The sequence below is a fragment of the Mycobacterium lacus genome (genome assembly GCF_010731535.1).
GTDB lineage: Bacteria > Actinomycetota > Actinomycetes > Mycobacteriales > Mycobacteriaceae > Mycobacterium > Mycobacterium lacus.
This window is the reverse complement of sequence record NZ_AP022581.1, coordinates 4,651,238-4,677,279: the sequence shown is the minus strand read 5'-3', so window position 1 is coordinate 4,677,279 and position 26,042 is coordinate 4,651,238. Positions and strand designations below refer to the sequence as shown.

Sequence of the window (26,042 nt, the reverse complement as noted above, 5' to 3'; positions counted from 1 at the left end):
CGGGCGCGGCAACTCGGAAATGTCCGCGCCGGATGCTAGGAACGGCGTATGAACGCAGGCTGCCGCGACTGCCGGGCAGGCTTGGATCACTGCCACGGCACCCTCATTCATCACCCAGTGGGCCGCCCGGAGTGCACCGAGCCGGAGTGCGTCAGCCCCGAGCTTTTGCGGCACACTTTCGTCGTGGACTGTGACGCCGTCGGCTGCCGCTGCGCCGAATCGGTCCCGGCTGCCCCGGTCGGATCAGCCCATCGGATCGGTGCTTGACCTCACCACGTGTATGACGGGGCCGGCCCCGGATTCATACTGCTCGGGATAGAAGGGGGGCGTTCGAGTTCCCCACCGCAGGCAGCTCCACCGCCCGTCGGTGATCGGCGCGAGCACCACCGATTCGGCGTTGCCCAGATGGTTGTCCAGCACAAAGGCACCGTCCACGCCGGCCAGCACGGCGCAGGTCAGCCGGATCGCCGCACCATGGCTGACGACGACGATGTCGCCTGCCCAGTCGTCGTTGTCGAGGTAGCGCATGCGCAAGTCGGTGAGCACCGGCACGTAGCGGTCCAACACGTCGTTGCCCGTCTCGCCACCGGGCAGCCGCACGTCGAGCTCGCCGCGCTGCCAGCGGTCGTAGATGGCGTTGAATTCCGCGACCGCCTCTTCGTCGTTGCGGTTTTCCAGCTCGCCGACCTGCACCTCGTGAATGCCGGCGCATTCGTGGGCCGGCAGGCCGAGTTGGGCGCCGATCACCGCGGCGGTCTCCGACGCCCTGATGGCCACCGAATGCACGAGCATTGCGGGGCGTGCGCAACCCGACGCGAACACCCGCGCCTGGTCACGACCCAAAGGTGTGAGCGCGGTCCCGGGCGGCCGGGTGTCCAACCTGCGCTCGACGTTGCCGTAGGACTGACCGTGCCGCAGCAGCACCAGACGACCGCTCATTGCCCGGATCCCTTGGGCCCGGATCCCTCGGGCCCGGACTGCGCGGGTTTGCCCGCCCGCACCCGCGCCAGCCAGTTCGATGCCTCATCGACCGGCGGCGGCTGCGCGCCGCTGACCAGGCCGGTCGGCCAGGAACCCAGATACCGCACATCCGCACAACGACGGTGCAGCGCCTTGAGTGCCTCGGCGACGGCGCCGTCGTCGATATGGCCGACGCAGTCCACGAAGAACAGGTAGGTGCCCAGTTCGGTGCGGGTAGGCCGGGATTCGACGCGGGTGAGGTCGATGCCGCGAATGCCGAATTCGGCCAGCGCAGCCAGCAGCGCGCCGGGCACGTTGTCGATGCGCAAAACCACCGATGTGCGATCCGCCCCGGTGCGGGCCGGCGGCGGCGCCGGCAGGCCAGCCAGGACGAAGCGGGTGCGCGCGTTGGATTCGTCGACGACACCCTCGGCCAGCGGCGCCAACCCCCACCGGGTGGCGGCCAGCGGTGAAGTCACCGCGGCATCGACCTCGCCGTCCGCCACCTGCCGGGCGGCGTCGGCGTTGGAATACGCCGGCCGCGGCGCCACCCCGGGGAGGTGCGCGGCCAGCCACCGCCGTACCTGTGCGCCCGCCACCGGGAAGGCCGCCAAGGTGCGCACGTCGGCGGCGGTGCGGCCGGGTCTGACGGCGATGCTGAAGCTCACGTCGAGCGTCGTCTCGGCGAACACCTGCACGGGAGAACCGATGGCCAGGCTGTCCAAGGTGGGCATCACCGACCCGTCGATCGAGTTCTCGATCGGCACGCACGCATAGTCGACGACGCCCTCGCGGACGGCGTCCAGTGCCGCGGGCGTGCTCTCGAACGGCAAGCGCCGCGGGGCATCCCGCGCGCATTGGGGAACCAGGCCGGCGGCCGTCATCTTGAGCAGCGCCGCCTCGGTGAATGTCCCTTCCGGACCGAGGTAAGCGATGCGGGCCACGCTCACAACCCTAACGGCGCTTGCCGGCCGACCAACCCCTTGCGGCGCCTCGGCCGACTAAGTTAACTTAGGCTTACCTAAATTAAGGAGTCGCTGTGCTGCCGATGACCAGCCTCGTCCCGACGACTGCCGAACGCGTTCGCAGTGCCTGCGCGCGGGCCGGCGGCGCCCTCCTGGCCGTCGAGTCCGACGACCCGGTAGCCACCCCGCTACACCATCTGCTACGCGACGGATCCTTCGCCGTGGCGGTCCCCGTCGACCGCGGCCCGGCTCATTGCGCGATCGACGGATCGCAGGCGCTGCTGGAGCTGACCGACTACGCGCCGCTACCGCTGCGTGAACCGGTCCGTTCGCTGGTGTGGGTCCGCGGCCGTCTCCACCAGATCCCATCGGGAGCGGTGGCCACGATGCTCGACCTGATGGCCACCGAGAACCCGGATCCGGCTCTGCTGCAAATCAATAGGCCGAATTCCGCGCCGGCCGACGGGGAGGACACGCGATACACCCTGATGCGGTTGGAGATCGCGTCAGTGGTGGTGACCGATGCCACCGGCGCCGAGCCCGTTACCGCCGCGGAGCTACTTGACGCGCGACCCGACCCGTTCTGCGAGATCGAATCCACCCTGCTCTGGCACCTGGCCACCGCGCACGACGACGTCGTCGCCCGACTGGTCTCCAGGCTGCCGGCGCCGCTGCGACGCGGGCAGGTCCACCCACTTGGTCTCGACCGGTACGGCATGCGGTTTCGCGTCGAAGCCAACGACGGCGACCGCGACATCCGGCTGCCGTTCCACAAGCCGGTGGACGACATGACCGCGCTGAACCAGGCCATCCGGGTGCTGATGGGTTGCCCGTTCGTCAACGGGCTGCGCGCCCGTCGGTAACGGACTCAATCCCAGCCCGAGCTACGACAGCAGCCGACTGAGGTTAAGCACGCCCGATACACCGGTGCCCATGTTGAACAGGCCCGAGTTGAAGCCGCTAGCGCCGGGAAAGGCGGTGCCCGGGACACCGGTGTTTCCAATGCCCGAGCTGAAGCCGTTAACGATTCCGCCGCCGCTGGTGTTGAGGACGCCCGAGTTTCCGTTACCGGTGTTGTTGAAGCCCGAGTTTCCGGTACCGGTGTTGTTGAAGCCCGAGTTAGTTAGGCCGCTGTCGGTGGTGGCCCCGAAGCCGGTATTCACATTGCCCGAATTCCAGAAGCCCGTGTTGATGTTCCCCGAATTCCCTTTGCCCGTATTTGCGACGCCCGCGTTCGCAAAGCCCGTGTTTATGTCGCCCGCGTTCGCAAAGCCGGTGTTCTCGTCGCCCGCGTTCCCGAAGCCCGTGTTCACGTCGCCCGCGTTCCCGAAGCCGAAGTTGCCGCTGCCCGAGTTCCCGAAGCCGATGTTGCCGCTGCCCGAGTTGCCGAAGCCAAGGCCGTTGAGGTGACCCGGGATAACGGTATTGGTGCCCGTGCTGAAGACGCCGATGTTGCCGTCACCGGAGTTGAAGAAGCCGATGTTGTTGGTGCCCGAGTTCCCGAAGCCGATGTTGCCACTGCCCGAATTCAACAGCCCGGGCAAGTTGATGCCCACCTGATTGTCGCCGGTGAGCCCGATCCCAATGTTGTTGTTGCCGGTGTTTCCAAAACCGAAGTTGTTGTTGCCGGTGTTCCCACCACCGATGTTGTTGTTACCCGCGTTTCCCCCGCCCCTATTTCCATCGCCACTGTTTCCCAAGCCGACGTTGTTGTTGCCGGTGTTCCCCATGCCCACGTTGTGGCCGGTGGTGCCATTGTTTCCGAAGCCGATGTTTCCATTGCCGACGTTTCCGGCGCCGACGTTATCGTTGCCCCTGTTTCCGCCGCCGGTGTTGTTGTTGCCGATGTTCCCGCCGCCCAGGTTGGAGCTGCCCTTGTTGCCGTCCCCCACGTTGCCGCTGCCGGTGTTGCCGCTACCGATGTTGGCGTTACCTCTATTGCCGATGCCCAGGTTGGGCAGGCCCTGCAGGAACTGCTGCAGACTGGCCGGCAACGGGACCAACTGCGCGGCCGCCGCCGACGCCCCGGCGTGATAGCCCGTCATCGCCGCCACATCGGCGGCCCACATCTGCTCGTAGGCGGACTCGGCGGCCATGATCGCCGGCGCATTCAGTCCCAAGAAGTTTGACCGCACCAGCTGCACGAACGCGGTGCGGTTGGCCGCCACCGCCAGCGGATGAATCGTCGCGGCCCGCGCGGCCTCGAACACAGCGGCCACCGTTTTGGCCTGCGCGGCGGCCGCTTGTGCTTGGGTGGCCGCCGCGCCGAGGAACCCCGCATACGGGGCCGCGGCCGCCGCCATCGCCGCCGACGCCGCACCCTGCCAGGCCTGACCGGCCAACCCCGAGGTCACCGACGAAAACGACGACGCCGCTGCCCCCAACTCCGAAGCCAGCCCGTCCCACGCGGCCGCAGCGTCCAGCATTGGCGCCGAACCGGCACCGGTGAACATCTGCAAAGAATTGACTTCCGGCGGCAACACCGCAAAATTGACCATTGTCGGCCTCCTACCCGTTTCACCGGTCGCCGCACCGGCAAACAATCCGCAACGAATTGATCTCCGCCGGCAACACTGAATGGCTTATCGGGGTATTGCTCGCTCGCATTGCCCGTGCCGCTCGGCGCCACCATTTGCGCGGTGAAATTACGCTATGAATCACACGAATCGGCGTCTAGCAGAAGATTTCGCATGTATACTTGCGTCATTCGTAAGCATGTCGTCCGGTTCACGGCCGTGTGCGACGACAGCACGGGTGTAGCCCGCGTCAGTGGGGACGCATACTTGCGGCTAACTGAAGTGTGCCTTGCAAGCAGAAGTGCACGCTTATCGAGGGCCCGTTCCATGCGGCATTTCGTTCACACGCTTCAAGACAACGTGCGCCAGGCCCGCCGCGCAGAAACGGATGCGAATGAATGAGGACAGGCCGGTGATCCGCCGTCGGCCCGGCCCGCCACCACGAGCGGCCGAAAACACCCTGCCGCTGCAGCGCCCGAAGTCACCCGCGGTCCGCGCAGGTGCTGCGCCGCCACGGCGCAGCACCACGCGGCCGCCGCGTCCGGTCGCCCCGAAGGCGCGCCGCAACCGCGGCCGGCGCCGCTGGGGCCGGGTGCTGGCGCTGAGCCTGCTCATGGTTCTGCTGTTCGCCGGCGCCGGCATCCTCGGCGGGGCCGCCTGGCTCGACACCTCACTGCACCGCGAGCCGGTACTCGGCGACTACCCCGACCGGCCGGCCCGCGGGAGCGGCACGAACTGGCTGCTCGTCGGCTCGGACAGCCGCGAAGGCCTCACCGTCGACCAGCAGAAGGAACTGGCCACCGGCGGTGACATCGGCAGCGGTCGCACCGACACCATCCTGCTGGTGCACCTGCCGGGGTTTGGCTCTGATGCCCCGACAACCTTGGTGTCGATACCGCGCGATTCGTATGTACCGATTCCCGGTCATGGCAGGGACAAAATCAACGCGGCATTCGCCGCGGGCGGGGCGCCCCTGCTCATCCAGACCGTCGAACAGGCCACCGGCCTGCGGCTGGACCACTACGCCGAGGTCGGATTCGGTGCGTTCGCGGGCGTGGTCGACGCGCTCGGCGGGGTCACCGTGTGCCCGGCCGAGCCGATCAGCGATCCCCTCGCCGGCATCGACCTGCCCGCTGGCTGCCAGAACCTGGAGGGCCGCACTGCGCTAGGTTTCGTCAGGACCCGGGCAACGCCGCGGGCAGACCTGGACCGGATGAAGAACCAACGGCAGGTCATGTCGGCGCTGGTGCAGCGCGCCGCCAGCCCGATGGTGTGGCTCGATCCCTGGCGCTGGTACGCGGTGCCGCGTGCGGCCGCCGACGCCTTGACCGTCGACCAGGGTGACCACGCCTGGGACCTAGCCCGACTCGGCTGGGCCTTGCACGGACCGACCACCGCGCTGACCGTCCCGCCCGGTGAGTTCACCACCGGCGACGCCGGGTCTGTGCTGGTGTGGAACCACGACGCGGCCCGCGAGTTGTTCGACGCCCTGGCCAACGACGCGCCGGTGCCGGCCTCGGCGGTCGTCGGGCAGCCATAGCGATCCACGCGTGCCCAACGAATAGAATTCGACATTTCTACAAAGGCTTGCTTTGGTTAGGCAAAGCTGGCCTGCGTAATACCGGACTTTAGTGGCGGCAGGGATCTTAGGAAAACCTTTCCTGAGTAAGCCGTACCTTCGTTGCAGATCGTGATCTACCTGCGCTAACCTGCCATTTATGAGCGACTACGACGGACCCAAGACGAAATTTCACGCACTGCTGCAAGACCAGATATTCAACGAGTTCACGAGCGCGCAGCAATACATCGCGATCGCCGTTTATTTCGACGGTTCCGACTTACCGCAATTGGCGAAGCATTTTTACAGCCAAGCGGTCGAGGAACGAAATCACGCCATGATGCTGGTCCAACATCTGCTCGACCGCGACGTCCGCGTCGAAATCCCGGGCGTGGACACGGTGCGCAATCAATTCGCACGACCGCGCGACGCGCTGGCGCTGGCACTCGAACAGGAGCGCGCGGTTACCGAACAGGTCAGCCGGCTCACGGCAGCGGCCCGCGACGAGGGCGACTACCTCGGCGAACAGTTCATGCAGTGGTTCCTTCAGGAGCAGATCGAAGAGATGGCGCTGATGACCACCCTGCTGCGGGTTGCGGATCGCGCTGGCGACAACTACTTCGAACTGGAGAACTTCGTCGCCCGCGAGATTGGCCCTGCCCCGTCGGGCTCCGGTGCGCCGAAAGCCGCGGGCGGCCACCTGTAGAGATCGGCTAGCTGCGGCGCTTGTCTAGGCGACCATTCTCTAACCAGGCCTTGGTGCGTCCTGGGTGGTGCGTCGCGAGCCAGGCCACCCCAATATCCCGGCAAAAGTCGATGTCTTCGTACTCGTCGACGTTCCAGCAATACACCGCCCGGCCCTGGGCGATGGCCCGGTCGACGAGTTGCGGATACTCCTTGAGCGCCGGCAGCGAGGGCCCGACGGCGGTGGCCCCGACGGCGGTGGCCGCGCTGCTGTTCAGGTAGCGGGCGGTCTTGCCCAGCAGCACCGTCGGCAGCAGTGGTGCGGCTCGCCGCACCCGCCAAACCGCCGCCGCCGAAAACGACATCACCACCGCGCGAGATCGGTCGGCGGAGGCCGGCGCGGCGATCCCGAAGCGGTGTAGAAGCGCCAGCAGCTTGCTTTCCACCAGCGCGCCGTACCGGACTGGGTGTTTGGTCTCGATGAACAACTTCACCGGCCGGTGCCAGTCAAGAACCAGGGCGACAAGGGCGTCCAGCGTCAGCAGGCTGGTATCACCATGCGTACCGTCCGGACGCCAACTGTCGTGCCATGCGCCGTACTCCAGCTCGCGGAGCTGGGCCAGTGTCATCGTGCTGACCAGACCCACTCCGGTTGAGGTCCGGTCCAGGCGGCGGTCGTGGACGCACACCAGATGACCGTCGCGAGTGAGCCGCACGTCGCATTCCACGCCATCGGCGCCCTCTTTGAGGGCGAGGTCATAGGCGGCCAGCGTATGTTCCGGTCGAGCAGCCGAAGCGCCCCGGTGGGCGACCACGAAAGGATGCCCGGCCAGCACCTCGTCTGCCCTCATCATGTGTCTATGCTGCCGGTTCCCGGCCCTCCATCTCAACCGGACCGGTGGAAGCGGCCACGGCGGGCCGATCCGGCACCACAACCCAACGATGCGCGGGCCTTTCCACCGGCTTGCGCTCGAAGCCCTCAAAGACCCGGCCGACGGCGGCCACCGTCGCGGCCGCGAGCACATAGGCGAGCACCATCAGCAGCGTGTTATTCGCGATACCCTGGGCGTCGGTGGCAAAGCTGGTCAGGATGGCGAAGATCGATACCGCGTTGCTGACCACCCACGCGATCCACCACACCACAATCGGTCTGCGGAGCCGGGTGTAGTGGTCTTCGATCATCGCCAGCTCGATGACGTAGACCGGTGCCCACAGCAGATTGACTAGCGGCAGCAGGCAACCGGCCACCAATTGCCGGACAGACCGCCGCTCCGGCAGACCGTGATGTTTGAAGGCGGCGGCCCGGCGCGCGATCAACCAGCGGACCAGCACCATGATCGACGTGAACACCGCCGCGATGGCCGCCACACTGGCCACTATCCCCAGCCAGACCGCGGCGCCAGCCACCATCGAGTTCAGCAAGGTGTTGCGGTTGATGATCAACAGCACGTATCGCACTGCGTACACCAGTGCGGCGATGCCGAGCACCAGCACGTTGACGAACAGCGCGGTGCGCACCGCCCCTGCCGATGGCCCGGCCTTTGTCGCTGCTGCGGCCAACGCCGGCGCGTGGGCAACATGGTCAGCCAGCCCCCAACGCGGCATCACCGCGTAGCGCGGAGTCGGCCCGCGAGGCCGCCGAGGGCGCCGTATCGGCGGTGCGGCGCCGGGACGCACCGCAATCCATCGAAAACCTGGGGGAAGCCGCGGCGGTGTGCGCCGCGCGACGGGGGCGGTTGGCACCTGCGGGCGGGGGTACGTGCCCCAGCGCGGGTCCGCGGGTGGCATGTCCGCCAGGGGTGCCATCAGCGCCCCGCGACAGCGGGGGCACCACTGGCGCTGCCGCTCGCGGACGTTCCACCGCGTGCCGCATTGGGAGCACACCTGGATCACCGGACCAGCCTAATGGGTGGCGCGACGACGCGGGTTCGCCAGCTACGTATGGCTATCCACAGTTTCCACAGGTTTATCCACAACGGACCCGCCGGCGTCCAACTCATCGCCACAGCCTCTATCGCCGAGCCGGATCGCGACTGTGGATAACACCACGCACTCGACGCACGTCATCGACAGCCGCGCGAGCGCTGGAGCGAATGCCGTGTCCGTCTGACTACCGGCCACTGCGCCCGGCTAACCGGCGGCGCGCAAGGTACCCCGCCCACCGCCGGTGCCGGCGCCCGCGTCTCGGCGAATGCGCAGCTCAGCGCCCCGTCCGCCCGCCAATTGTTGAAGTCGTTCACCAGAGGCTATTATCGCGATCGCGACGTTCGTGTGACTCACCTCACTGCGGCGAGGTGACGGTACTGGTGAAAGGCGGTCGATGACCACGCACTCGTTCGGTCCGGGGTCGGCATCTCCGTCGAACTCATATTCCGGATCGCCGGCTTGGAACCACGCCTACGTCGTCGCCGCTTTACGCGCCGGCCTGATCGCGCTGGCACTGTTCGCAGTTCTGCTGCTCATCATTTTGTCTTGAAGGTGCGCCAACGGGGCTCCGGGTAGCTACCCGCAGCAGTCGTTCTTGCGGCGCGCGCGGTCATAGAGCAGGGTTGACGTGTCAGGCTAGGGGCCAGCCCGCCCCGTCGTGTGGGGCAACCCACGCGAAGGACGTGTCAGACGACCACTCTTCATCGAAGGAAGGAACGCCGTGGCGGAATACACATTGCCCGACCTGGACTGGGACTACGGAGCGCTGGAACCGCACATCTCAGGTCAGATCAACGAGCTTCACCACAGCAAGCACCACGCTACCTACGTCAAGGGTGCCAACGACGCCGTCGCCAAACTGGAAGAGGCCCGCGCCAAGGACGACCACTCGGCGATCTTGCTGAACGAAAAGAATCTGGCTTTCAACCTCAGCGGCCACGTCAACCACACCATCTGGTGGAAGAACCTGTCGCCCAACGGTGGTGACAAGCCGACCGGCGAGCTCGCCGCCGCCATCGACGACGCGTTTGGATCGTTCGACAAGTTTCGCGCGCAGTTCCACGCAGCCGCCACCACCGTGCAGGGTTCGGGATGGGCGGCGCTCGGCTGGGACACGCTGAGCAACAAGCTGTTGATATTCCAGGTGTATGACCATCAGTCCAACTTCCCGCTCGGTATTGTTCCGCTGCTGCTGCTGGACATGTGGGAACACGCCTTTTACCTGCAGTACAAGAATGTGAAGGTCGACTTCGCCAAGGCGTTCTGGAACGTCGTGAACTGGGCCGACGTGCAGTCGCGCTACGCGGCGGCAACGTCGAAAACCCAAGGGCTGATATTCGGCTGACTCCAGCCACCTCGCGGCCTGGGCGTCACGCGCATCGCGTGGCGCCCTTGCCTTTCGGTGGGCCTCACATGGAGCAGCTTTGTGAACGCGACCACGCGTAGCCGTGTCGCGTTGCAACGCGGGTAAACCCCGCGCATGCTTAATTACTCGAGCTATCATTATTCGAACTACCAGCGTGGTTATTCGGACGGAGGCGTTCACGGAGGGCGAGATGAATACCGGGTCGAGTGAGCCTATAGGGGTTACTCCCTTTCATTCTCGTGGCGCCCTGAAAGGGTTCGTGATCTCCGGCCGTTGGCCTGATTCCACCAAGGAATGGGCGCAATTGTTGATGGTCGCGGTTCGCGTCGCCTCGCTGCCGGGATTGCTTTCCACCACGACCGTGTTCGGTGCCCGCGAGGAGTTGCCCGACGAGCCCGAGCCGGGCACCGTCGGCCTCGTGCTGGCCGAGGGCACGGTCTTCGGCGACAAAGCCATCCAGCCCGGCTACTTCGCTCATCATCAGCCCCCCGCGTTGTTGATGCTGCATCCACCTTCGGAGACGACGCCGTCGTTACCGGAGTGCACCGGAGCGGCGTCGGGATGCGTCCTGCTGCCGGGATTGCCGTATCTGGGACTCGAGCACCGGGCGGCCTGGGTGGAAGCGGAGGCCGACGGCACCATCACGTCGATGGTGAGCCGCGTCGGCGTCGACCCGATCAGCCACCCCGACACCGCGATTCTGGCGATGCTGCTTGCGGCATAAGGAAATTCGAACCAATTAGTTCGGGCATCGAACCGAGAAATACGGGTATCCGAACATCGTCTCCGTCCTAGCGCACCCCGGGTATGCCCGCTAGCCTGGGGATCGTTAGCGAAGGGGAGTAGCCCCGAATCGTCGAGTCGACATGCTGGCGAATAGCCCGGCCGGCGAACCGTTCCGATTGGACTCCGATTGGACGGTGGGTGAGACCTTCGACCGATGTTCGGATGACCGGATTGGCCCCAGACGGTCACCGACAACGCGTCGAAAGGTCGTCCGCCATGCTCACCGCCACACTGCTGAGTCTCGGAGTGGTCTTCCTCGCGGAACTCGGCGATAGGTCCCAGCTCATCACGATGACCTATGCGCTGCGCTACCGATGGTGGATAGTGCTGACCGGGGTGGCGATCGCCGCGTTCACGGTGCATGGGATCTCGGTGGCGATCGGCCATTTCCTCGGCGCCACCCTGCCCGCGCGTCCGATGGCGTTTGCCTCCGCGCTCGCTTTCCTCGCCTTCGCGGTGTGGGCCTGGCGGGAAGGCCTAAAAGACGAAGCCAGCGCCGACGACGGCGCATCCATGGTTCGGGAACCCCGTTTCGCGCTGTTGACTGTGGTGTCGTCGTTCGTGCTCGCCGAGCTGAGCGACAAAACGACGTTGGCTACGGTGGCGTTGGCCAGCGATCACAACTGGGTCGGCGTGTGGGTCGGCACGACGCTGGGCATGGTTTTGGCCGACGGCCTGGCGATCGCCGCGGGGATCCTGCTGCATCAGCAGCTTCCGGACCAGCTGTTGCACGTCCTGGCCAGCCTACTGTTCCTGCTGTTCGGACTCTGGATGCTTTTCGACGGCGCACTCGGATGGCGGACCGTTGCCGTCGGCGTCACCGCGGGGCTGGCGCTGGCCGGCGCCGCGTCTGTGCGGGTGGCGCAAACTCTTCGGCGACGGCGAAAGGGGACCGCGACCGCCGGCAGGTCACCCCGCGTGGGCTGAGCAATGCCCGACGCCTAACCGCCCAATCCTCCGACACATCGGCAGCCTCTCCCTGACCGTCTCGAGGGGAGCGTCCGCGTACCCTGGGTCACTCCATGCGCACTGCGCGACACTAAGCAGCAAAGGAGCCGCGCGGCGGAACCTGGTTTTCCGCTGGTTGCCCGCCGCCGAATGCATTCGCCCGGCACGGTCCACGAGATCCTTTCGCCAACCGCACGGACTGCGGAGCGGCGCACACGTCCTCACCGCGTATTCTGCCGATTGCCTGTGAAATCCGTGCATCTTCTGGACACCTCACCGGAGACGTTGGAAGCTCGGCGGGGGGGTATTTGTCGATCGCTCTGCACGCCCGTACCGAATCCACTGGGGTTTGCACTTGGTTGTGGAGGCAACTGTCGCTACCATGATCAGCAAATACATTTAGATATCTGTTAGTTCTCACAGCTCGGTGGAGGTCATATCGATGAGCACGACGTTCGCTGCCCGCCTGAACCGCCTGTTTGACACGGTGTATCCGCCCGGACGGGGGCCGCACACCTCCGCGGAGGTGATCGCGGCGCTCAAGGCGGAGGGCATTACGATGTCGGCTCCCTACCTGTCGCAGCTACGTTCAGGCAACCGCACAAATCCGTCGGCCGCGACCATGGCCGCACTTGCCAACTTCTTCCGTATCAAGTCGGCGTACTTCACCGACGACGAGTACTACGAAAAGCTCGAGAAGGAGTTGTCGTGGCTCGCCACGATGCGCGATGAGGGCGTGCGCCGCATCGCCCTGGGAGCGTACGGGCTGTCAGCCCAAGCCCAGCAGGAGATCGTGGAGCGGATCGACGAGCTGCGCCGCGCCCAGCGCGTGGACGCTTGAGCCCGCTTCAGGTAGCCGCCGCACCCCGCCCTGACGAGGGGTCGACCCCGCATTCCGATTAGGGTTGGCCCAGCAACCGCGCGCACCCGCGAAAGCGATAGTCGACGAGATATTCAGGAGGCGGCCGGGAATGGGCCTGTTCGGCAAACGAAAGAGCCGCGCGACACGTCGCGCGGAGGCACGGGCGATCAAGGCGCGCGCCAAGCTAGAGGCCAGGCTGTCCGCCAAGAACGAGGCCCGCCGCATCAAAGCCGCCCAGCGGTCCGAGGAGAAGGCCCTCAAGGCACAGCTCAAAGCCCAGCGCGACAGCGATCGGGCGGCGCTGAAGGTCGCCGAGACCGAGCTCAAGGTGGCTCGTGAAGGAAAGTTGCTGTCGCCGACGCGGATTCGCCGGGCGCTGACGGTGTCGCGGCTGCTCGCCCCAATACTCACACCGGTCATCTACCGGGCAGCCATGGCCGCTCGTGGGCTGATCGACCAGCGCCGAGCCGACCAACTCGGGATTCCGTTGTCTCAGATCGGCCGGTTCTCCGGTCACGGCGCCTCGCTGTCCGCGCGGATTGCTGGGTCGGAGCAATCGCTGCGAATGGTCCAAGAAAAGAAGCCCAAAGACGCCGAGACCAAGCAGTTCGTGTCGGCTGTCACCGAACGGCTGACCGACCTGTCGGCGGCCATTACGGCTGCGGAGAATATGCCGGCCGCGCGACGCCGGACCGCCCACGCCGCGATCTCGTCGCAGCTCGACGGTGTCGAGGCCGACCTGATGGCCCGGCTCGGGCTGGTCTGACCAGCGCCGCCGGTGCGGGGCAGGCCCTAGCGGAGCGCCCGGCCCGGTTGCCAGGACGACGCCGCGGGGTGTCCTGGCATGATGGGACCCGACCGTTTCGCGACCTAGTGAGCGGCGAGAAGGCTACAAAGGAGCGGCCGCATGACAGACCCGCAGGATCGACCCGACAGCGACCCCGACGAGGCATCGACATCGCCGCCCCAAGAGGGCCCACCCGCCCAACTCGCCAAGGCGGCCGCGAAGAAGGCCGCGAAAGCGCCCGCCAAGAAAGCGCCCGTGAAAAAGGCGCCGGCCAAAAAGGCACCCGCCAAGAAAGCACCCGCCAAAAAGGCAGCCGCCAAGAAGGCGCCCCTTGGCCCGCAGCGGCGGCTCGAACCCAACGGCGAACTTGCCGCCGCCGCTAAAGATACAGCGGCACAGGCGAAGTCGAATGTAGACCGGGCCAAAGACCCAATCCCCCGGGAACCGTCGTTGCCCGAGTCCGGCCAATTCCCAGTGCCGCTGCTGGTGGCAGTCGCGCTCAGCCTGTTGGCCCTGCTGCTGATCCGGCAGCTGCGACGCCACTGAGAGCGCGGACACGACGGTGACTGTGACTTTTCGGCCAACGGCCGACCTGGTCGACGACATCGGTCCCGGCGTGCGCAGCTGCGACCTTCAGTTCCGCCAGTTCGGGGGACGTGCGCAGTTCGCCGGACCGATCAGCACGGTGCGGTGTTTCCAGGACAACGCGTTGCTGAAATCGGTGCTCTCGCAACCGGGTGCGGGCGGGGTGCTGGTGATCGACGGCGCCGGTTCGCTGCACACTGCCTTGGTCGGTGACGTCATCGCTGAATTGGCCCGCTCCAACGGTTGGGCCGGGTTGGTCGTCAACGGCGCGGTGCGGGACGCGGCCGCGCTCCGCGGCATCGACGTCGGGATCAAAGCGCTGGGCACCAACCCTCGCAAGAGCACCAAGACCGGCGCCGGGGAGCGCGACGTCGAGGTCACTTTGGGTGGCGTGACGTTCGTGCCGGGCGAGATCGCCTACAGCGACGACGACGGCATCGTCGTCGTCGCTGTAGATGGGCACTAAACCGCCACTGGCACAGGGTTTTTGGCGAACCGTAGGCCCTCGTCGGCGACCTTGCCACGCCGGATGAGGTGGATGTCGCGCAGGTAGTTCTGGTTCAGTCGCCACGGAGTGCGCGAGCCCTGCTTGGGCAGCTCGTCTATTGAGCGTAGGACGTAGCCCGGGGTGAACTCCATGAATGGCCGCTCGTCGACATCTGCCCCCGGACGTTCTACCACCACGGTGTCAAAACCCTTGTCGTCCATGTAGTTCAGCAGCCGGCAGACGAACTCCGACACCAGGTCGGCCTTCAATGTCCACGACGCATTGGTGTATCCAACCGTGTAAGCCATGTTGGGGATGCCGGAAAGCATCATGCCCTTGTAGGCCATCGTCTTGGTCAGATCCACCGGTTGGCCGTCAATGGTCGCCGTGGCCCCGCCAAAGAGCTGTAGGTTCAATCCCGTCGCGGTGATGATGATGTCGGCCGGCAATTCGCGACCCGAGTTGAGCCGAATCCCGGTCGCGGTAAACCGGTCGATGGTGTCGGTGACCACTTCGACCTGCCCGTGGCGGATGGCACGGAACAGGTCGCCGTTGGGCACCAGGCACAGCCGCTGCTCCCACGGGTTGTAGTGCGGACCGAAATGCTTGCGCACGTCGTAGCCCTCGGGTAGCTGGCGCTGGACCAAGCCCATGAACATTTTGCGCATGCGGCGCGGCCACTTCTGGCAGGCCCCGTACACGGCCGCCTGGCGCAGCACGTTCTTCCACCGGACAACGGTGTAGGCCATGTTCTCCGGCATCCAGCGGTTGAGCCTTTCGGCGATGGTGTCGCGTTCGGGCTGCGAGACGATGTAGGTGGGCGACCGTTGCAGCATCGTGACGTGCTGGGCGCCCGAATTCGCCAGCGCCGGAACCAGAGTGACGGCCGTTGCACCACTGCCGATCACCACGATGTCCTTGCCTTCGTAGTCGAGGTCCTCGGGCCAGTGCTGGGGATGAACGATCGGTCCGGTGAAATCCTCCGAGCCGCGGAACGTCGGCGCGTAGCCCTGCTCGTAGTTGTAGTAGCCACTGCACAGAAACAGGAATGAGCAGGTCAGCGTGCTCTGCGTGCCGTTGGAGTCGAGGTAAACCGTCCAGCGGTTTTCCGTGTTCGACCAGTCGGCACCGACGACCCGCTGGTTGAACCGGATGTGCCGGTCGATACCGTACATGGACGCCGTCTCCTTGACGTACTCAAGGATCGGCTTGCCATCGGCAATGGCTTGGCGCCCGGTCCATGGACGGAAGCGGAAGCCCAGTGTGTACATGTCCGAGTCGGAGCGAATGCCGGGGTAGCGGAACAGATCCCAGGTGCCGCCCATGGCGGCTCGCTTCTCCAGGATGGCGTAGCTCTTGGTCGGGCAACGGTCCTGCAGATGCCAGGCCGCGCTCACACCGGAGATTCCGGCGCCCACGATGACCACGTCGAGGTGCTCAGTCATGGGCCCACGCTATCAACGCGGTGTCGAGGCCGTCAACGGGATGTCGAAACTCTCGACATAGAGTAAAGTGCGCGACGTGACCACCACCGCCGCCAGCCAGGCGTCGCTGCAACGGGGCCGGCGCAGCGCGCGCCCGTCCGGAGACGATCGCGAACTGGCGATCCTCGCCACCGCCGAGCAGCTTCTCGAGGACCGCGCACTCGCCGACATCTCGGTCGACGATCTGGCCAAGGGCGCCGGCATCTCACGGCCCACCTTCTACTTCTATTTCCCGTCCAAGGAAGCCGTCCTGTTGACCTTGCTGGACCGCGTGGTCAGCGAGGCCGACTCGGCCCTGCAAGCCCTCGTCGACGGCCTGGAAGCCGACCGCGAGGACATGTGGCGCACCGGGATCAACGTGTTCTTCGAGACGTTCGGGTCCCATAGGGCGGTGACCCGGGCGGCCCAGGCTGCCCGGGGCACCAGCACGGAAGTGCGTGAACTGTGGTCGACCTGCATGCAGAAGTGGATCGGCTTCACCGCCGCCGTCATCGATGCCGAGCGCGACCGCGGTGCGGCGCCGCACACCCTGCCGTCCCAGGAACTGGCCACCGCGCTCAACCTGATGAACGAGCGAACGTTGTTCGCGTCATTCGCCGCCGAACAGCCGTCGGTCCCGGAATCTCACGTGCTCGACACCCTGGTGCACATCTGGGTCAGCAGCATCTACGGCGCGGCCCGCTAAGAGGTCCACTTCCGGCCGGACCACATTTGGTAGGAGCATTAGTCGTATTCTTCGTACGATAGATGGGTGGCGAAAGAGAAGATTTCGGTGACGGTCGACGCGGCCGTGCTCGCGGCGGCCGACGCGGATGCCCAGGCCGCGGGCCTGAATCGGTCGGAGATGATCGAACGGGCGCTCCGGAACGAGCATCTACGCGTTGCGCTGCGCAACTACAAGAGTCGAACAATTCCGGCGTTGCGGATCGATGCCTACGCCGACCAGGTCTACCAGGCAAATCGGGCTGGTGGCTGGTGATCGCTCCGGGCGCCATCGCACCCCGCCGCGACACCGACGGTCAGCTGTATGTTGCGGTGCTGTCCAACGCAATCCATCTCGCGGCCGACACTGGACGGCTGATCACCTGCCCGTTCGTTCCGGGCCAGATTCCAGACGAGGTCATGGCGATGGTCGTCACCGTCGATCAGCCCCCAGGCGCGCTCTTGCCCGAGCTGGTGCAATGGCTGCCACGTTCCGCCCTCGACGAGCCGATCGGCACCATCGGAGAGACCGCCCTGCGTGAAACCGCGTCAATCGTGACTGCGCTCATCACGTGACGATGCATGACGACCGCAGTTTGTCAGGCAGGAATGCGAGCATATGTTCGTGCGGTGTGCGGCCGCCCTCCTGCACGCGGACCTGGATTCGTTCTACGCGTCCGTCGAACAACGTGACGACCCGACGCTGCGAGGCCGCCCGATGATGGTCGGCGGCGTCGTGCAGGCGGCCAGTTATGAAGCCAAGGCCTGCGGCGTGCGCACCGCGATGGGCGGCGCGCAGGCACGACACCTGTGCCCACACGCCGTGTGGGTGCCGCCGCGAATGTCGGCCTATACGCGCGCCAGCGACGCCCAACGTTGCCCTGGGCCACCGCGTCGACGCAGCCGATCCTGGCCGCCGCTCGGCAGCTGGTCGCCTCGGTTGGACCCACCATCGCCGAGCGTGGGCAGACGCTGGTCGGCTTCGCGGTGTCCAGCATCGACCGCGCCGGTGCCCAGCAGCTGATGCTGCCGTTTGACGGCGAGCCGCCCGCGGTGGACGAGGCGGTCGACCGGATACGGCGTCGCTAGGGCAACTCCGCGCTGACCCGCGCCGTGTTGCTCGGGCGCGACCCCGGCCTGGCGATGCCCCACCTACCGGACTGACGCCGCTCGCAAGTGGCCACTGACTCCGGGAGCCACGGCGTCACGGCGACCAGGCCCCGGGCCAACTCTATGATGGATATTTCGAGCATTTGCAATTCCGGAGTTGATGATCGATATATCGCGCGCATTGCGCGCTGCGGCCGTATATGGATCATCGTGCGTCGGTGGTGTACGACACCGCCGAGCTGGGCGAACACATCCGACGAGCCCGTCGAGAAGAGGTTAATTCGACCCGGTCCACGCCAGGAGCTTGTCAGCCGGCCAGGTGTTGACGATCCGGTCAACCGGAACACCCGCGTCCTGCGCGCGTTGGGCGCCGAAGCCGAGGAAGTCCAACTGGCCGGGCGCGTGCGCGTCGGTGTCGATGCTGAACACGCAGCCGATGTCGCGCGCGAGGTTGAGCAGGCGGGTCGGCGGGTCTCGGCGCTCGGGACGGGAGTTGATCTCCACCGCGGTGCCATGGTCACGACAGGCGGTGAACACAGCCTCGGCATCGAATTTCGATTCGGGTCGGATGCCACGGTTGCCGGCGACCAGCCTTCCCGTGCAGTGGCCCAGCACATCGGTGTGGCGGTCGGAAACGGCGCGCACCATCCGTCGCGTCATCGCGGCGGAATCCATCGACAGCTTCGAGTGCACGCTGGCCACCACGATGTCCAGGCGGTCCAGCAGCTCGGGTTCCTGGTCCAGGCTGCCGTCTTCGAGGATGTCGACCTCGATCCCGGTAAGGATGCGCAGCGGCGCGAACTGCTCGCGCAGCTCGTCGATCACGTCGAGCTGCTTGCGCAACCGGTCCGGCGACAGGCCGTTGGCGATCGTCAGCCGCGGTGAGTGGTCGGTCAGCGCGCAGTACTCATGGCCCAGCGCCGCGGCGGTGCCCATCATCTCCTCGATCGGCGCCGAACCGTCCGACCAGTTCGAATGCAGGTGCAGATCCCCGCGCAACGCGGCACGGACCTCTCCCCCGCCGAGATCCTCTGCGGCAGCGCGCAATTCGACCAGGACGTCGGGCTCGCGTCCAGACCAGGCCTGGGCGATGACTTTCGCGGTCTTGGGGCCGATGCCCGGCAGCGACTGCCAGCTGTTGGCCTGGCCGTGTCGCTCCCGCGCCGTCTCATCGAGGCCCTCGACGATGTCGGCGGCGTTGCGATAGGCCATGACGCGCCGCGGGTCTTGACGGCTCCGGTCCTTGTAGTAGGCGATCTGCCGCAGCGCGGTCACCGGATCCATTATCGGTGGCTCGAGGATGGGCAAGGCCATCCCCGCCTCCATTTGCCGTGCGGGACGCTCGAATTGGTCCTCGGTGTCGCGTCGTAGCTCATCGTTGCATCGAGTCTAATTGCGCGTCAGCAAGCGGGACTACCGTCGGGCGCATGCGCTTCGCCTTCAAAACCTCACCGCAAAACACCACCTGGGCCCAGATGCTGGCCGTCTGGCAGGCAGCCGACGACATCGACGTCTAGGGGTCCGGGTGGACCTTCGACCACTTCTACGGCATACGCGCGCTGAGAATGCGGCCGCGACTGTGAATCTGGCGACGCGACTCGCCGACGTTGCGTCGCCAGATTCACAGTCGACGCAAACCGCCGTCCTACATCTAGATAACAACTCGATTAAGCAGAGCAAATATGTAACTGGCCAGGCGAGGGTGGCTAGACGCCGAAGCGCAGTAGCTCCTCGGCCGTTACCAGGCGCTCATGCTTGGCGGGAAATTCGCGACTCTTCACCGGGTGCCGGAACCATGACCAGGCGATTCGCCCCACCCGTGACCGGGGTACTGGGTGCATATGCACAGTGATCACTCCTGCGATCGGTCAACGCAATCGGGACTCCCGATGTGATGAAGCCCACAAGGACTCATTAGACACCCGCCATCTGGCAAACGGTAGGCGACGCGCCGAGCAATTATCAAATGTTTCTAATGTGACTGATGTGGTTATTGAAGGGGTACCGCCGTCGGCTTGACAGGCACCGGCAGGGCACTGGAACCCATCAGATAGCGGTCCACACCCGCGGCGGCGGCCCTGCCCTCGGCAATCGCCCAGACGATCAACGACTGGCCACGACCCATGTCGCCGGCAACGAACACACCCGGGACCGAGGTGTCGAAGTTCTCGCCCCTGGCGACATTACCGCGGTCGGTGAGCTTTACCCCGAGGTCGGTCAGCAGGCCAGCCCTTTCCGGGCCGACGAATCCCATTGCCAGCAACACCAGATCGGCCTCGAGCTCGAAATCGGAGCCCTCGACCTTCACGAACTTGCCATCGCACATGGTCACTTCGTGCGCCTTGAGCCCTCGCACGTGCCCGTCCTGGCCGATGAACTCCTCGGTGTTGACCGAGAATACCCGCTCGCCGCCTTCCTCGTGCGCCGCCGACACCCGATACATCAGCGGATAGGTCGGCCACGGGGTCGATTCGGCGCGGGCGTCGGGCGGACGCGGCATGATCTCGAACTGGTGCACGCTGATCGCACCTTGGCGGTGCACGGTGCCCAGGCAGTCGGCGCCGGTGTCCCCGCCGCCGATGATGACGACCTTCTTGCCCTTGGCGGTAATCGGCGGCTGCCCGTCGGGCCCCAGAACGTCGTCTCCCTCCTGCACCCGGTTGGCCCACGGCAAAAACTCCATGGCCTGGTGGATGCCTGCCAACTCCCGACCGGGAATGGGCAGCTCGCGCCAGGCGGTTGCGCCCCCGGCCAGCACGACCCCATCGAAATCGGCACGCAGCTGTTCGGCGGTGATGTCAACTCCGACGTTGACGCCCGGTCGGAATTGCGTTCCCTCGGCCCGCATTTGGTCGAGCCGCCGGTCGAGGTGGCGCTTTTCCATCTTGAATTCGGGGATGCCGTAGCGCAGCAGCCCACCGATGCGGTCGTCGCGCTCGAACACGGTCACGGTATGACCGGCGCGGGTGAGTTGTTGGGCGGCCGCCAGGCCAGCCGGTCCCGAACCCACCACGGCCACGGTCTTCCCGGTCAGCTTCGACGGCGGCAGCGGCCGCACCCAGCCCTCGTCGAATGCCCTGTCGATGATCTCCAGTTCGATTTGCTTGATCGTCACCGGATCCTGGTTGATTCCAAGCACACACGCCGGCTCGCACGGCGCGGGACAGAGCCGCCCCGTGAAGTCGGGGAAGTTGTTGGTGGCGTGCAGCCGTTCGATCGCGTCGCGCCAACGGCCCCGCCGCACCAGGTCGTTCCATTCCGGGATCAAGTTGCCCAGCGGACATCCGTTGTGGCAGAAGGGAATGCCGCAGTCCATACACCGGGTCGCCTGCTGGCGCACGGTCTCGTCGTTGAATTCCTGGTAGACCTCATTCCAGTCGCGCAGCCGCAGCGGTACGGGCCGTCGCTTCGGCAAGACCCGGTGCGTGTACTTGAGGAAGCCGGCGGGATCAGCCATGCGCCGCCGCCATGATTGCCTTGTCGACGTCCGCACCGTCGCGTTCGGCCAGGGCGATGGCTTGCAGCACCCGCTTGTAGTCGCGCGGCATCACCTTCACGAAGTGACGTTGCTGTCCGTGCCAGTCAGCGAGAATGCGCTGGCCGACAGTTGAATCGGTGGCATCGACATGCGCCTGGATGGTCCCGAGCAGCCAGTCCGCGTCATCGTCGTCGAGAGTCTCGAGTTCGACCATCTCCGCGTTGAGGTTGGACGGCAGTTCGCCGTTGGGGTCATACACGTACGCCACACCGCCGGACATGCCCGCGGCGAAGTTACGGCCGGTCCGCCCCAGGATGACAACCCGCCCGCCGGTCATGTACTCGCAGCCGTGATCGCCCACTCCCTCGACCACAGCGTGGGCCCCGGAGTTGCGGACCGCGAACCGTTCACCGACCACGCCGCGCAAGTAAACCTCCCCGCTGGTGGCGCCGAACAGGATCACGTTGCCGCCGATGATGTTTTCCTCGGCAACATAGTCCTGCGGCGCGTTGTCTGATGGCCGCACCACAATCCGGCCGCCGGATAAGCCCTTGCCGACGTAGTCGTTGGCATCGCCATAGACACGCAGCGTAATTCCCCGCGGCACAAAGGCGCCGAAGCTGTTACCCGCCGATCCCTCGAACGTGATATCAATGGTTCCGTCGGGCAGACCCTGGCCGCCATAGGCTTTCGTTACCTCGTGGCCGAGCATGGTGCCGACGGTGCGGTTGACATTGCTGATGGTCGTCGAAAAGCGGACGGGTGAACCGGAATCCAGCGCCTCGCGGCTCATCACGATCAGCTGCTGATCAAGCGCCTTGTCCAGGCCGTGATCCTGGCGGGAGCTACAGTAGAGGTCCTGATTCATGAACGCCGACTCCGGCTCGTGTAGCACCGGCGTCAGGTCCAGCTTGTGCGCCTTCCAGTGCGCCCGTGCGAGCGTGGTGTCCAGCGCTCCCGCCTGGCCGACGGCCTCGTTGAGGGTCCGGAAGCCCAACTGCGCCATGTATTCCCGGACTTCCTCGGCGATGAACATGAAGAAGTTCTCCACGAATTCGGGCTTACCGGTGAACCGCTCCCGCAGCACTGGGTTCTGCGTCGCCACGCCGACCGGGCAGGTGTCAAGATGGCAGACGCGCATCATGATGCAGCCGGCCACCACCAACGGTGCTGTGGCGAAGCCGAACTCCTCGGCGCCCAGCAGCGCGGCGATCATCACGTCGCGGCCCGTCTTGAGCTGGCCGTCCACCTGAACCACGATCCGATCGCGTAACCCGTTGAGCAGCAACGTCTGCTGCGTTTCGGCGAGCCCCAACTCCCACGGGGCGCCAGCGTGCTTCATCGACGTCAACGGGGTCGCGCCGGTGCCGCCGTCATGTCCCGAGATCAGGACCACGTCGGCGTGCGCTTTGGAAACTCCAGCCGCGACCGTCCCTACCCCGTTCTCGGAGACCAGCTTGACATGCACCCGCGCGGATGGGTTGGCATTCTTCAGGTCATGGATCAGCTGCGCGAGGTCCTCGATGGAGTAGATGTCGTGGTGCGGCGGCGGCGAGATCAGGCCGACACCGGGTGTGGAGTGACGGACCTCGGCAACCCACGGGTACACCTTGTGTCCCGGAAGTTGGCCCCCCTCACCGGGTTTCGCGCCCTGGGCCATCTTGATCTGGATGTCGGTGCAGTTGGTCAGGTAGTGCGAGGTGACCCCGAACCGGGCGGACGCGACCTGCTTGATCGCGCTGCGTCGCCAATCCCCGTTGGGATCGCGCTCGAATCGCTTGGCGTCCTCGCCGCCCTCACCGCAGTTTGACCGGCCACCAAGGCGGTTCATCGCAATGGCCAGCGTCTCGTGCGCCTCCGCGGAGATCGAGCCGTAGCTCATCGCCCCCGTCGAGAACCGCTTGACGATCTCGCTCGCGGGCTCGACCTCCTCCAGCGGAACCGGGGGGCGCACGCCCGCACGGAACTTGAGCAGACCACGCAGGGATGCCGTCCGCTCGCTCTGGTCGTCGACCAGACGGGTGTATTCCTTGAATATCTTGTATTGCCCGGTGCGCGTGGCGTGCTGCAGCTTGAACACGGTCTCCGGGTTGAACAGGTGATACTCGCCCTCCCGGCGCCACTGGTATTCCCCACCCACCTCGAGTTCGCGGTGCGCGCGCTCGTCCGGACGGTCCAGGTACGCCAGCCTGTGGCGGGCGGCGACATCGGCGGCGATGTCGTCCAGGGTGATGCCACCGGTCGGACAGGTAAGCCCGGTGAAGTATTCGTCGAGCACCTCCTGACAGACGCCGACCGCCTGGAACAGTTGCGCACCGGTGTAGGAGGCCAGCGTTGAAATGCCCATCTTGGACATCACTTTCAGCACACCTTTGCCGGCGGCCTTGATGTAGTTGTTCAACGCCGTCTTGCGGTCGATACCGTCCCCGGCGCCGTCCAACACCCCCCGATCGAGCATGTCCTCGATCGACTCGAACACCAGGTAGGGGTTGATCGCAGCCGCCCCGCAACCGACCAACATCGCCATGTGGTGCACCTCGCGGGCATCACCGGATTCGACCACCAGACCCACATGGGTGCGAGTGCGTTCGCGAACCAGGTGGTGGTGCACCGCCGCGACGGCGAGCAGCGACGGGATGGGAGCCAGCTGCTCGTCGGACTCGCGGTCGGACAAAATGATGATCCGCACGCCGTCGGCGACCGCTGCCGACGCCTGCGCGCGTACCTCGGTCAATGCGGCGGCCAGCCCGGCGCCGCCCTCGGCGACCGGATATAGGCAGCGAATCACCTTGGATCGCATGCCGTGTGGGCGCCCGTTGACCTCGTCGTTGGGGTCCAGGTTGACCAGCTTGGCCAGCTCGTAGTTACGCAGTATCGGCTGTTGCAACACGATCTGGTGGCAGGAGTTCTCGTCCGGGTTGAGCAGGTCACGCTCTCCCCCGGTGGTGCCCTGCAAGCTGGTTACCACCTCTTCGCGGATGGCGTCCAGTGGCGGGTTGGTCACCTGCGCGAAGAGCTGGTGGAAGTAGTCGTAGAGCATGCGGGGGCGCTGCGAGAGCACCGCGATGGGGGTGTCGGTACCCATCGATCCGATCGGCTCGGCGCCGTTGCGGACCATCGGCGCCACCAGCAGGTTGAGTTCCTCGTAAGTGTACCCAAATGCCAACTGCCGCATGACGAGTCGACGGTGGGGCATGCGCACGTACTTGCCCGCCGGCAGCTTCTCGATCGGAACGAGGCCCTTGTCGAGCCACTCTTGATAGGGGTGTTCGGCCGCCAGCTCAGCCTTGATCTCTTCGTCCGAGACGATGCGGCCCTGGGCGGTATCCACCAAGAACATTCGGCCTGGCTGCAGCCGCATTCGCCGCACCACCTTCGACGGATCCAGATCCAGCACACCGGCCTCCGAAGCCATGACCACCAGCCCGTCGTCGGTAACCCAAATCCGGGACGGGCGCAGGCCATTGCGGTCCAGCACGGCGCCCACGACGGTGCCGTCGGTGAACGTCATCGATGCCGGGCCATCCCACGGCTCCATCAGCGACGCGTGGTACTGGTAAAACGCCCGGCGCGCGGGGTCCATCGACTCGTGGCGTTCCCAGGCCTCGGGGATCATCATCAGCACCGCATGGGCCAGGCTGCGTCCGCCCAGGTGCAGCAGTTCGAGCACCTCGTCGAAGCGCGCCGTGTCGGAGGCACCCGGTGTGCAGATCGGGAACAGTTTTTCGACGTCAGCTTCCGTCCCGAAGATGTCGGTCTTGATCAACGCCTCACGGGCCCGCATCCAGTTCTCGTTGCCGGTGACGGTGTTGATCTCCCCGTTGTGGGCGATGCGCCGGAAGGGATGCGCCAGCGGCCAGGACGGGAAGGTGTTGGTGGAGAACCGGGAATGCACGATGCCCAGCGCGCTGGTGAGCCGCTCGTCCTGCAGGTCGAGGTAGAACGCCTTGAGTTGCGGGGTGGTCAGCATGCCCTTGTAGATGAGCGTCTGGCCGGAAAGGCTGGGGAAGTACACGGTTTCGCGGCCCGGCCCATCCTGGCCAGGGCCCTTGGTGCCGAGTTCGTGCTCCGCGCGCTTGCGGACCACGTAGGCGCGACGCTCCAGGGCCATGCCCGACGCGCCCGCCATGAACACCTGCCGGAAGGTCGGCATCGCGTCACGTGACAGCGCGCCCAGCGACGAGTCGTCGGTGGGCACGCTTCGCCAGCCCAGCACTTGCAGGCCCTCGGCCTCGGCGATCTTCTCCACGGCCGCACAGGCCGCCGCGGCGTCTTTGGACGACTGTGGCAAGAACGCGATGCCGGTGGCATAGCTGCCGGCGGGGGGTAGCTCGAATTCCACGACCGCGCGCAGGAACGCGTCTGGGACCTGAATCAGGATGCCCGCGCCGTCACCGCTGCGCGGCTCGGCTCCCTGGGCACCACGATGTTCGAGGTTGAGCAGCGCGGTGATCGCTTTGTCCACAATGTCGCGGCTACGCCTGCCGTGCATGTCGACGACCATGGCGACCCCACACGAGTCATGCTCGAACGCGGGGTTATACAGCCCTTGGGAGCCCGAGCGCTTGGGCGTCATTCCCACCTAACCCTTCACCAGACGTCTGCGCTGCCGCCACCAGCGGCTCCGACGAGGCCGCGCCCCGGAGGTTGCGGGCTTGACCCCTTCGGTCTTGTCGATAGGCTGTCCGCCGGGCCGAGATGATCCGGTTGATGATTCGTCCGTGCAACGCTGAACGGTGGCCCCACAACCGGTCGGGACAAGTCGTAAAACGATATGACAAAACCCGCCTGACATGCCAACTTCCCTATACTAGCCTGCCGGCAGGCAGCACCGTAAA

The 26,042-nt window shown here is 65.9% G+C and carries 25 protein-coding genes and 2 pseudogenes; 18 read left to right on the top strand and 9 right to left on the bottom strand.

What is annotated here, in order from left to right:
- Positions 1-48 precede the first annotated feature (48 nt).
- Positions 49-267 (top strand): hypothetical protein, encoded by a 219-nt coding sequence (locus G6N24_RS25140; RefSeq protein WP_085162701.1) that lies wholly within the window; start codon positions 49-51, stop codon positions 265-267.
- Here the strand turns inward: G6N24_RS25140 and G6N24_RS21580 are convergent.
- On the bottom strand, positions 244-939 hold the full coding sequence (locus G6N24_RS21580) for a histidine phosphatase family protein (RefSeq protein ID WP_085162700.1): 696 nt from the start codon (positions 937-939) through the stop codon (positions 244-246). The two genes, G6N24_RS25140 and G6N24_RS21580, sit on opposite strands and share 24 nt — an antisense overlap.
- On the bottom strand, positions 936-1,904 hold the full coding sequence (gene pheA / locus G6N24_RS21575) for a prephenate dehydratase (RefSeq protein ID WP_139822607.1): 969 nt from the start codon (positions 1,902-1,904) through the stop codon (positions 936-938). Before pheA ends, G6N24_RS21580 begins: the two co-directional genes overlap by 4 nt.
- Positions 1,905-1,999: 95 nt before the next feature.
- On the opposite strand from pheA, the gene G6N24_RS21570 reads away from it, so the two are divergent.
- Positions 2,000-2,788, top strand: a complete 789-nt coding sequence (locus tag G6N24_RS21570; RefSeq protein ID WP_085162698.1) for a DUF2470 domain-containing protein — start codon at positions 2,000-2,002, stop codon at positions 2,786-2,788.
- A gap of 21 nt (positions 2,789-2,809) precedes the next feature.
- On the opposite strand, the gene G6N24_RS21565 is transcribed toward G6N24_RS21570, so the two are convergent.
- Positions 2,810-4,423: a PPE family protein gene (locus G6N24_RS21565; protein WP_085162697.1), complete on the bottom strand. Its 1,614-nt coding sequence runs from the start codon at positions 4,421-4,423 to the stop codon at positions 2,810-2,812.
- Positions 4,424-4,835: 412 nt separating this feature from the next.
- On the opposite strand from G6N24_RS21565, the gene G6N24_RS21560 reads away from it, so the two are divergent.
- Positions 4,836-5,981, top strand: coding sequence for an LCP family protein (locus tag G6N24_RS21560; RefSeq protein ID WP_085162696.1), 1,146 nt, complete (start codon positions 4,836-4,838; stop codon positions 5,979-5,981).
- Positions 5,982-6,159: 178 nt separating this feature from the next.
- Positions 6,160-6,705: a ferritin gene (locus tag G6N24_RS21555; protein ID WP_085162695.1), complete on the top strand. Its 546-nt coding sequence runs from the start codon at positions 6,160-6,162 to the stop codon at positions 6,703-6,705.
- 7 nt (positions 6,706-6,712) lie between these two features.
- Here G6N24_RS21555 and G6N24_RS21550 read toward each other — a convergent pair whose 3' ends face one another.
- Positions 6,713-7,537, bottom strand: coding sequence for a glycerophosphodiester phosphodiesterase (locus G6N24_RS21550; RefSeq protein ID WP_085162694.1), 825 nt, complete (start codon positions 7,535-7,537; stop codon positions 6,713-6,715).
- Between the two features lie 4 nt (positions 7,538-7,541).
- Positions 7,542-8,576, bottom strand: a complete 1,035-nt coding sequence (locus G6N24_RS21545; RefSeq protein WP_085162693.1) for a DUF4328 domain-containing protein — start codon at positions 8,574-8,576, stop codon at positions 7,542-7,544.
- A gap of 427 nt (positions 8,577-9,003) precedes the next feature.
- Between G6N24_RS21545 and G6N24_RS23775 the strand changes: the two genes are divergently transcribed.
- From G6N24_RS23775 to rraA, 8 genes are all read left to right on the top strand, one after another.
- On the top strand, positions 9,004-9,159 hold the full coding sequence (locus G6N24_RS23775) for a hypothetical protein (protein WP_169716105.1): 156 nt from the start codon (positions 9,004-9,006) through the stop codon (positions 9,157-9,159).
- A gap of 171 nt (positions 9,160-9,330) precedes the next feature.
- A complete protein-coding gene (locus G6N24_RS21540) occupies positions 9,331-9,954 on the top strand; it encodes a superoxide dismutase (RefSeq protein ID WP_085162692.1) in 624 nt (207 codons plus the stop codon).
- 211 nt (positions 9,955-10,165) lie between these two features.
- Entirely contained in the window at positions 10,166-10,699 is a 534-nt protein-coding gene (locus G6N24_RS21535) for a peptidase (protein ID WP_085162740.1), read from the top strand.
- 278 nt (positions 10,700-10,977) lie between these two features.
- On the top strand, positions 10,978-11,688 hold the full coding sequence (locus G6N24_RS21530) for a TMEM165/GDT1 family protein (protein WP_085162738.1): 711 nt from the start codon (positions 10,978-10,980) through the stop codon (positions 11,686-11,688).
- 463 nt (positions 11,689-12,151) lie between these two features.
- Complete coding sequence (locus tag G6N24_RS21525) at positions 12,152-12,550, top strand: helix-turn-helix transcriptional regulator (protein ID WP_085162739.1); 399 nt, start codon at positions 12,152-12,154, stop codon at positions 12,548-12,550.
- Positions 12,551-12,680: 130 nt separating this feature from the next.
- Positions 12,681-13,337: a DUF6474 family protein gene (locus tag G6N24_RS21520; protein WP_085162691.1), complete on the top strand. Its 657-nt coding sequence runs from the start codon at positions 12,681-12,683 to the stop codon at positions 13,335-13,337.
- Positions 13,338-13,478: 141 nt separating this feature from the next.
- Positions 13,479-13,904: an Rv3852 family protein gene (locus tag G6N24_RS25430; RefSeq protein ID WP_085162690.1), complete on the top strand. Its 426-nt coding sequence runs from the start codon at positions 13,479-13,481 to the stop codon at positions 13,902-13,904.
- 16 nt (positions 13,905-13,920) lie between these two features.
- A complete protein-coding gene (gene rraA / locus G6N24_RS21510; protein ID WP_085162689.1) occupies positions 13,921-14,409 on the top strand; it encodes a ribonuclease E activity regulator RraA in 489 nt (162 codons plus the stop codon).
- Here the strand turns inward: rraA and G6N24_RS21505 are convergent.
- The gene (locus G6N24_RS21505) at positions 14,406-15,875 is read right to left on the bottom strand and encodes a flavin-containing monooxygenase (protein ID WP_085162688.1); all 1,470 of its coding nucleotides are present in this window, start codon (positions 15,873-15,875) and stop codon (positions 14,406-14,408) included. The two genes, rraA and G6N24_RS21505, sit on opposite strands and share 4 nt — an antisense overlap.
- 76 nt (positions 15,876-15,951) lie before the next feature.
- Here G6N24_RS21505 and G6N24_RS21500 point away from each other — a divergent pair, with 76 nt between their 5' ends.
- From G6N24_RS21500 to G6N24_RS25125, 5 genes and pseudogenes are all read left to right on the top strand, one after another.
- Positions 15,952-16,599: a TetR/AcrR family transcriptional regulator gene (locus G6N24_RS21500; protein ID WP_085162737.1), complete on the top strand. Its 648-nt coding sequence runs from the start codon at positions 15,952-15,954 to the stop codon at positions 16,597-16,599.
- A 66-nt stretch (positions 16,600-16,665) separates the two neighbouring features.
- Entirely contained in the window at positions 16,666-16,893 is a 228-nt protein-coding gene (locus G6N24_RS21495; RefSeq protein WP_085162687.1) for a ribbon-helix-helix protein, CopG family, read from the top strand.
- Positions 16,890-17,192, top strand: coding sequence for a toxin (locus tag G6N24_RS21490; protein WP_085162686.1), 303 nt, complete (start codon positions 16,890-16,892; stop codon positions 17,190-17,192). The genes G6N24_RS21495 and G6N24_RS21490 overlap by 4 nt, the downstream gene beginning before the upstream one ends.
- A gap of 43 nt (positions 17,193-17,235) precedes the next feature.
- Positions 17,236-17,427, top strand: a pseudogene (locus G6N24_RS25130) (Y-family DNA polymerase); the annotation flags it as partial.
- Positions 17,427-17,705, top strand: coding sequence for a DinB/UmuC family translesion DNA polymerase (locus tag G6N24_RS25125; protein WP_232070633.1), 279 nt, complete (start codon positions 17,427-17,429; stop codon positions 17,703-17,705). The pseudogene G6N24_RS25130 and the gene G6N24_RS25125, both read left to right, overlap by 1 nt.
- A gap of 297 nt (positions 17,706-18,002) precedes the next feature.
- Here G6N24_RS25125 and G6N24_RS21480 read toward each other — a convergent pair whose 3' ends face one another.
- Positions 18,003-19,010: a PHP domain-containing protein gene (locus G6N24_RS21480; RefSeq protein WP_085162736.1), complete on the bottom strand. Its 1,008-nt coding sequence runs from the start codon at positions 19,008-19,010 to the stop codon at positions 18,003-18,005.
- A 143-nt stretch (positions 19,011-19,153) separates the two neighbouring features.
- Between G6N24_RS21480 and G6N24_RS21475 the strand changes: the two are divergent.
- Positions 19,154-19,240: pseudogene (locus tag G6N24_RS21475) on the top strand (LLM class F420-dependent oxidoreductase); the annotation flags it as partial.
- Between the two features lie 476 nt (positions 19,241-19,716).
- Here G6N24_RS21475 and G6N24_RS21470 read toward each other — a convergent pair.
- Positions 19,717-21,183, bottom strand: a complete 1,467-nt coding sequence (locus tag G6N24_RS21470) for a glutamate synthase subunit beta (protein ID WP_085162685.1) — start codon at positions 21,181-21,183, stop codon at positions 19,717-19,719.
- Positions 21,176-25,780 (bottom strand): glutamate synthase large subunit, encoded by a 4,605-nt coding sequence (gene gltB, locus G6N24_RS21465; RefSeq protein ID WP_085162684.1) that lies wholly within the window; start codon positions 25,778-25,780, stop codon positions 21,176-21,178. Before gltB ends, G6N24_RS21470 begins: the two co-directional genes overlap by 8 nt.
- Positions 25,781-26,042 lie beyond the last annotated feature (262 nt).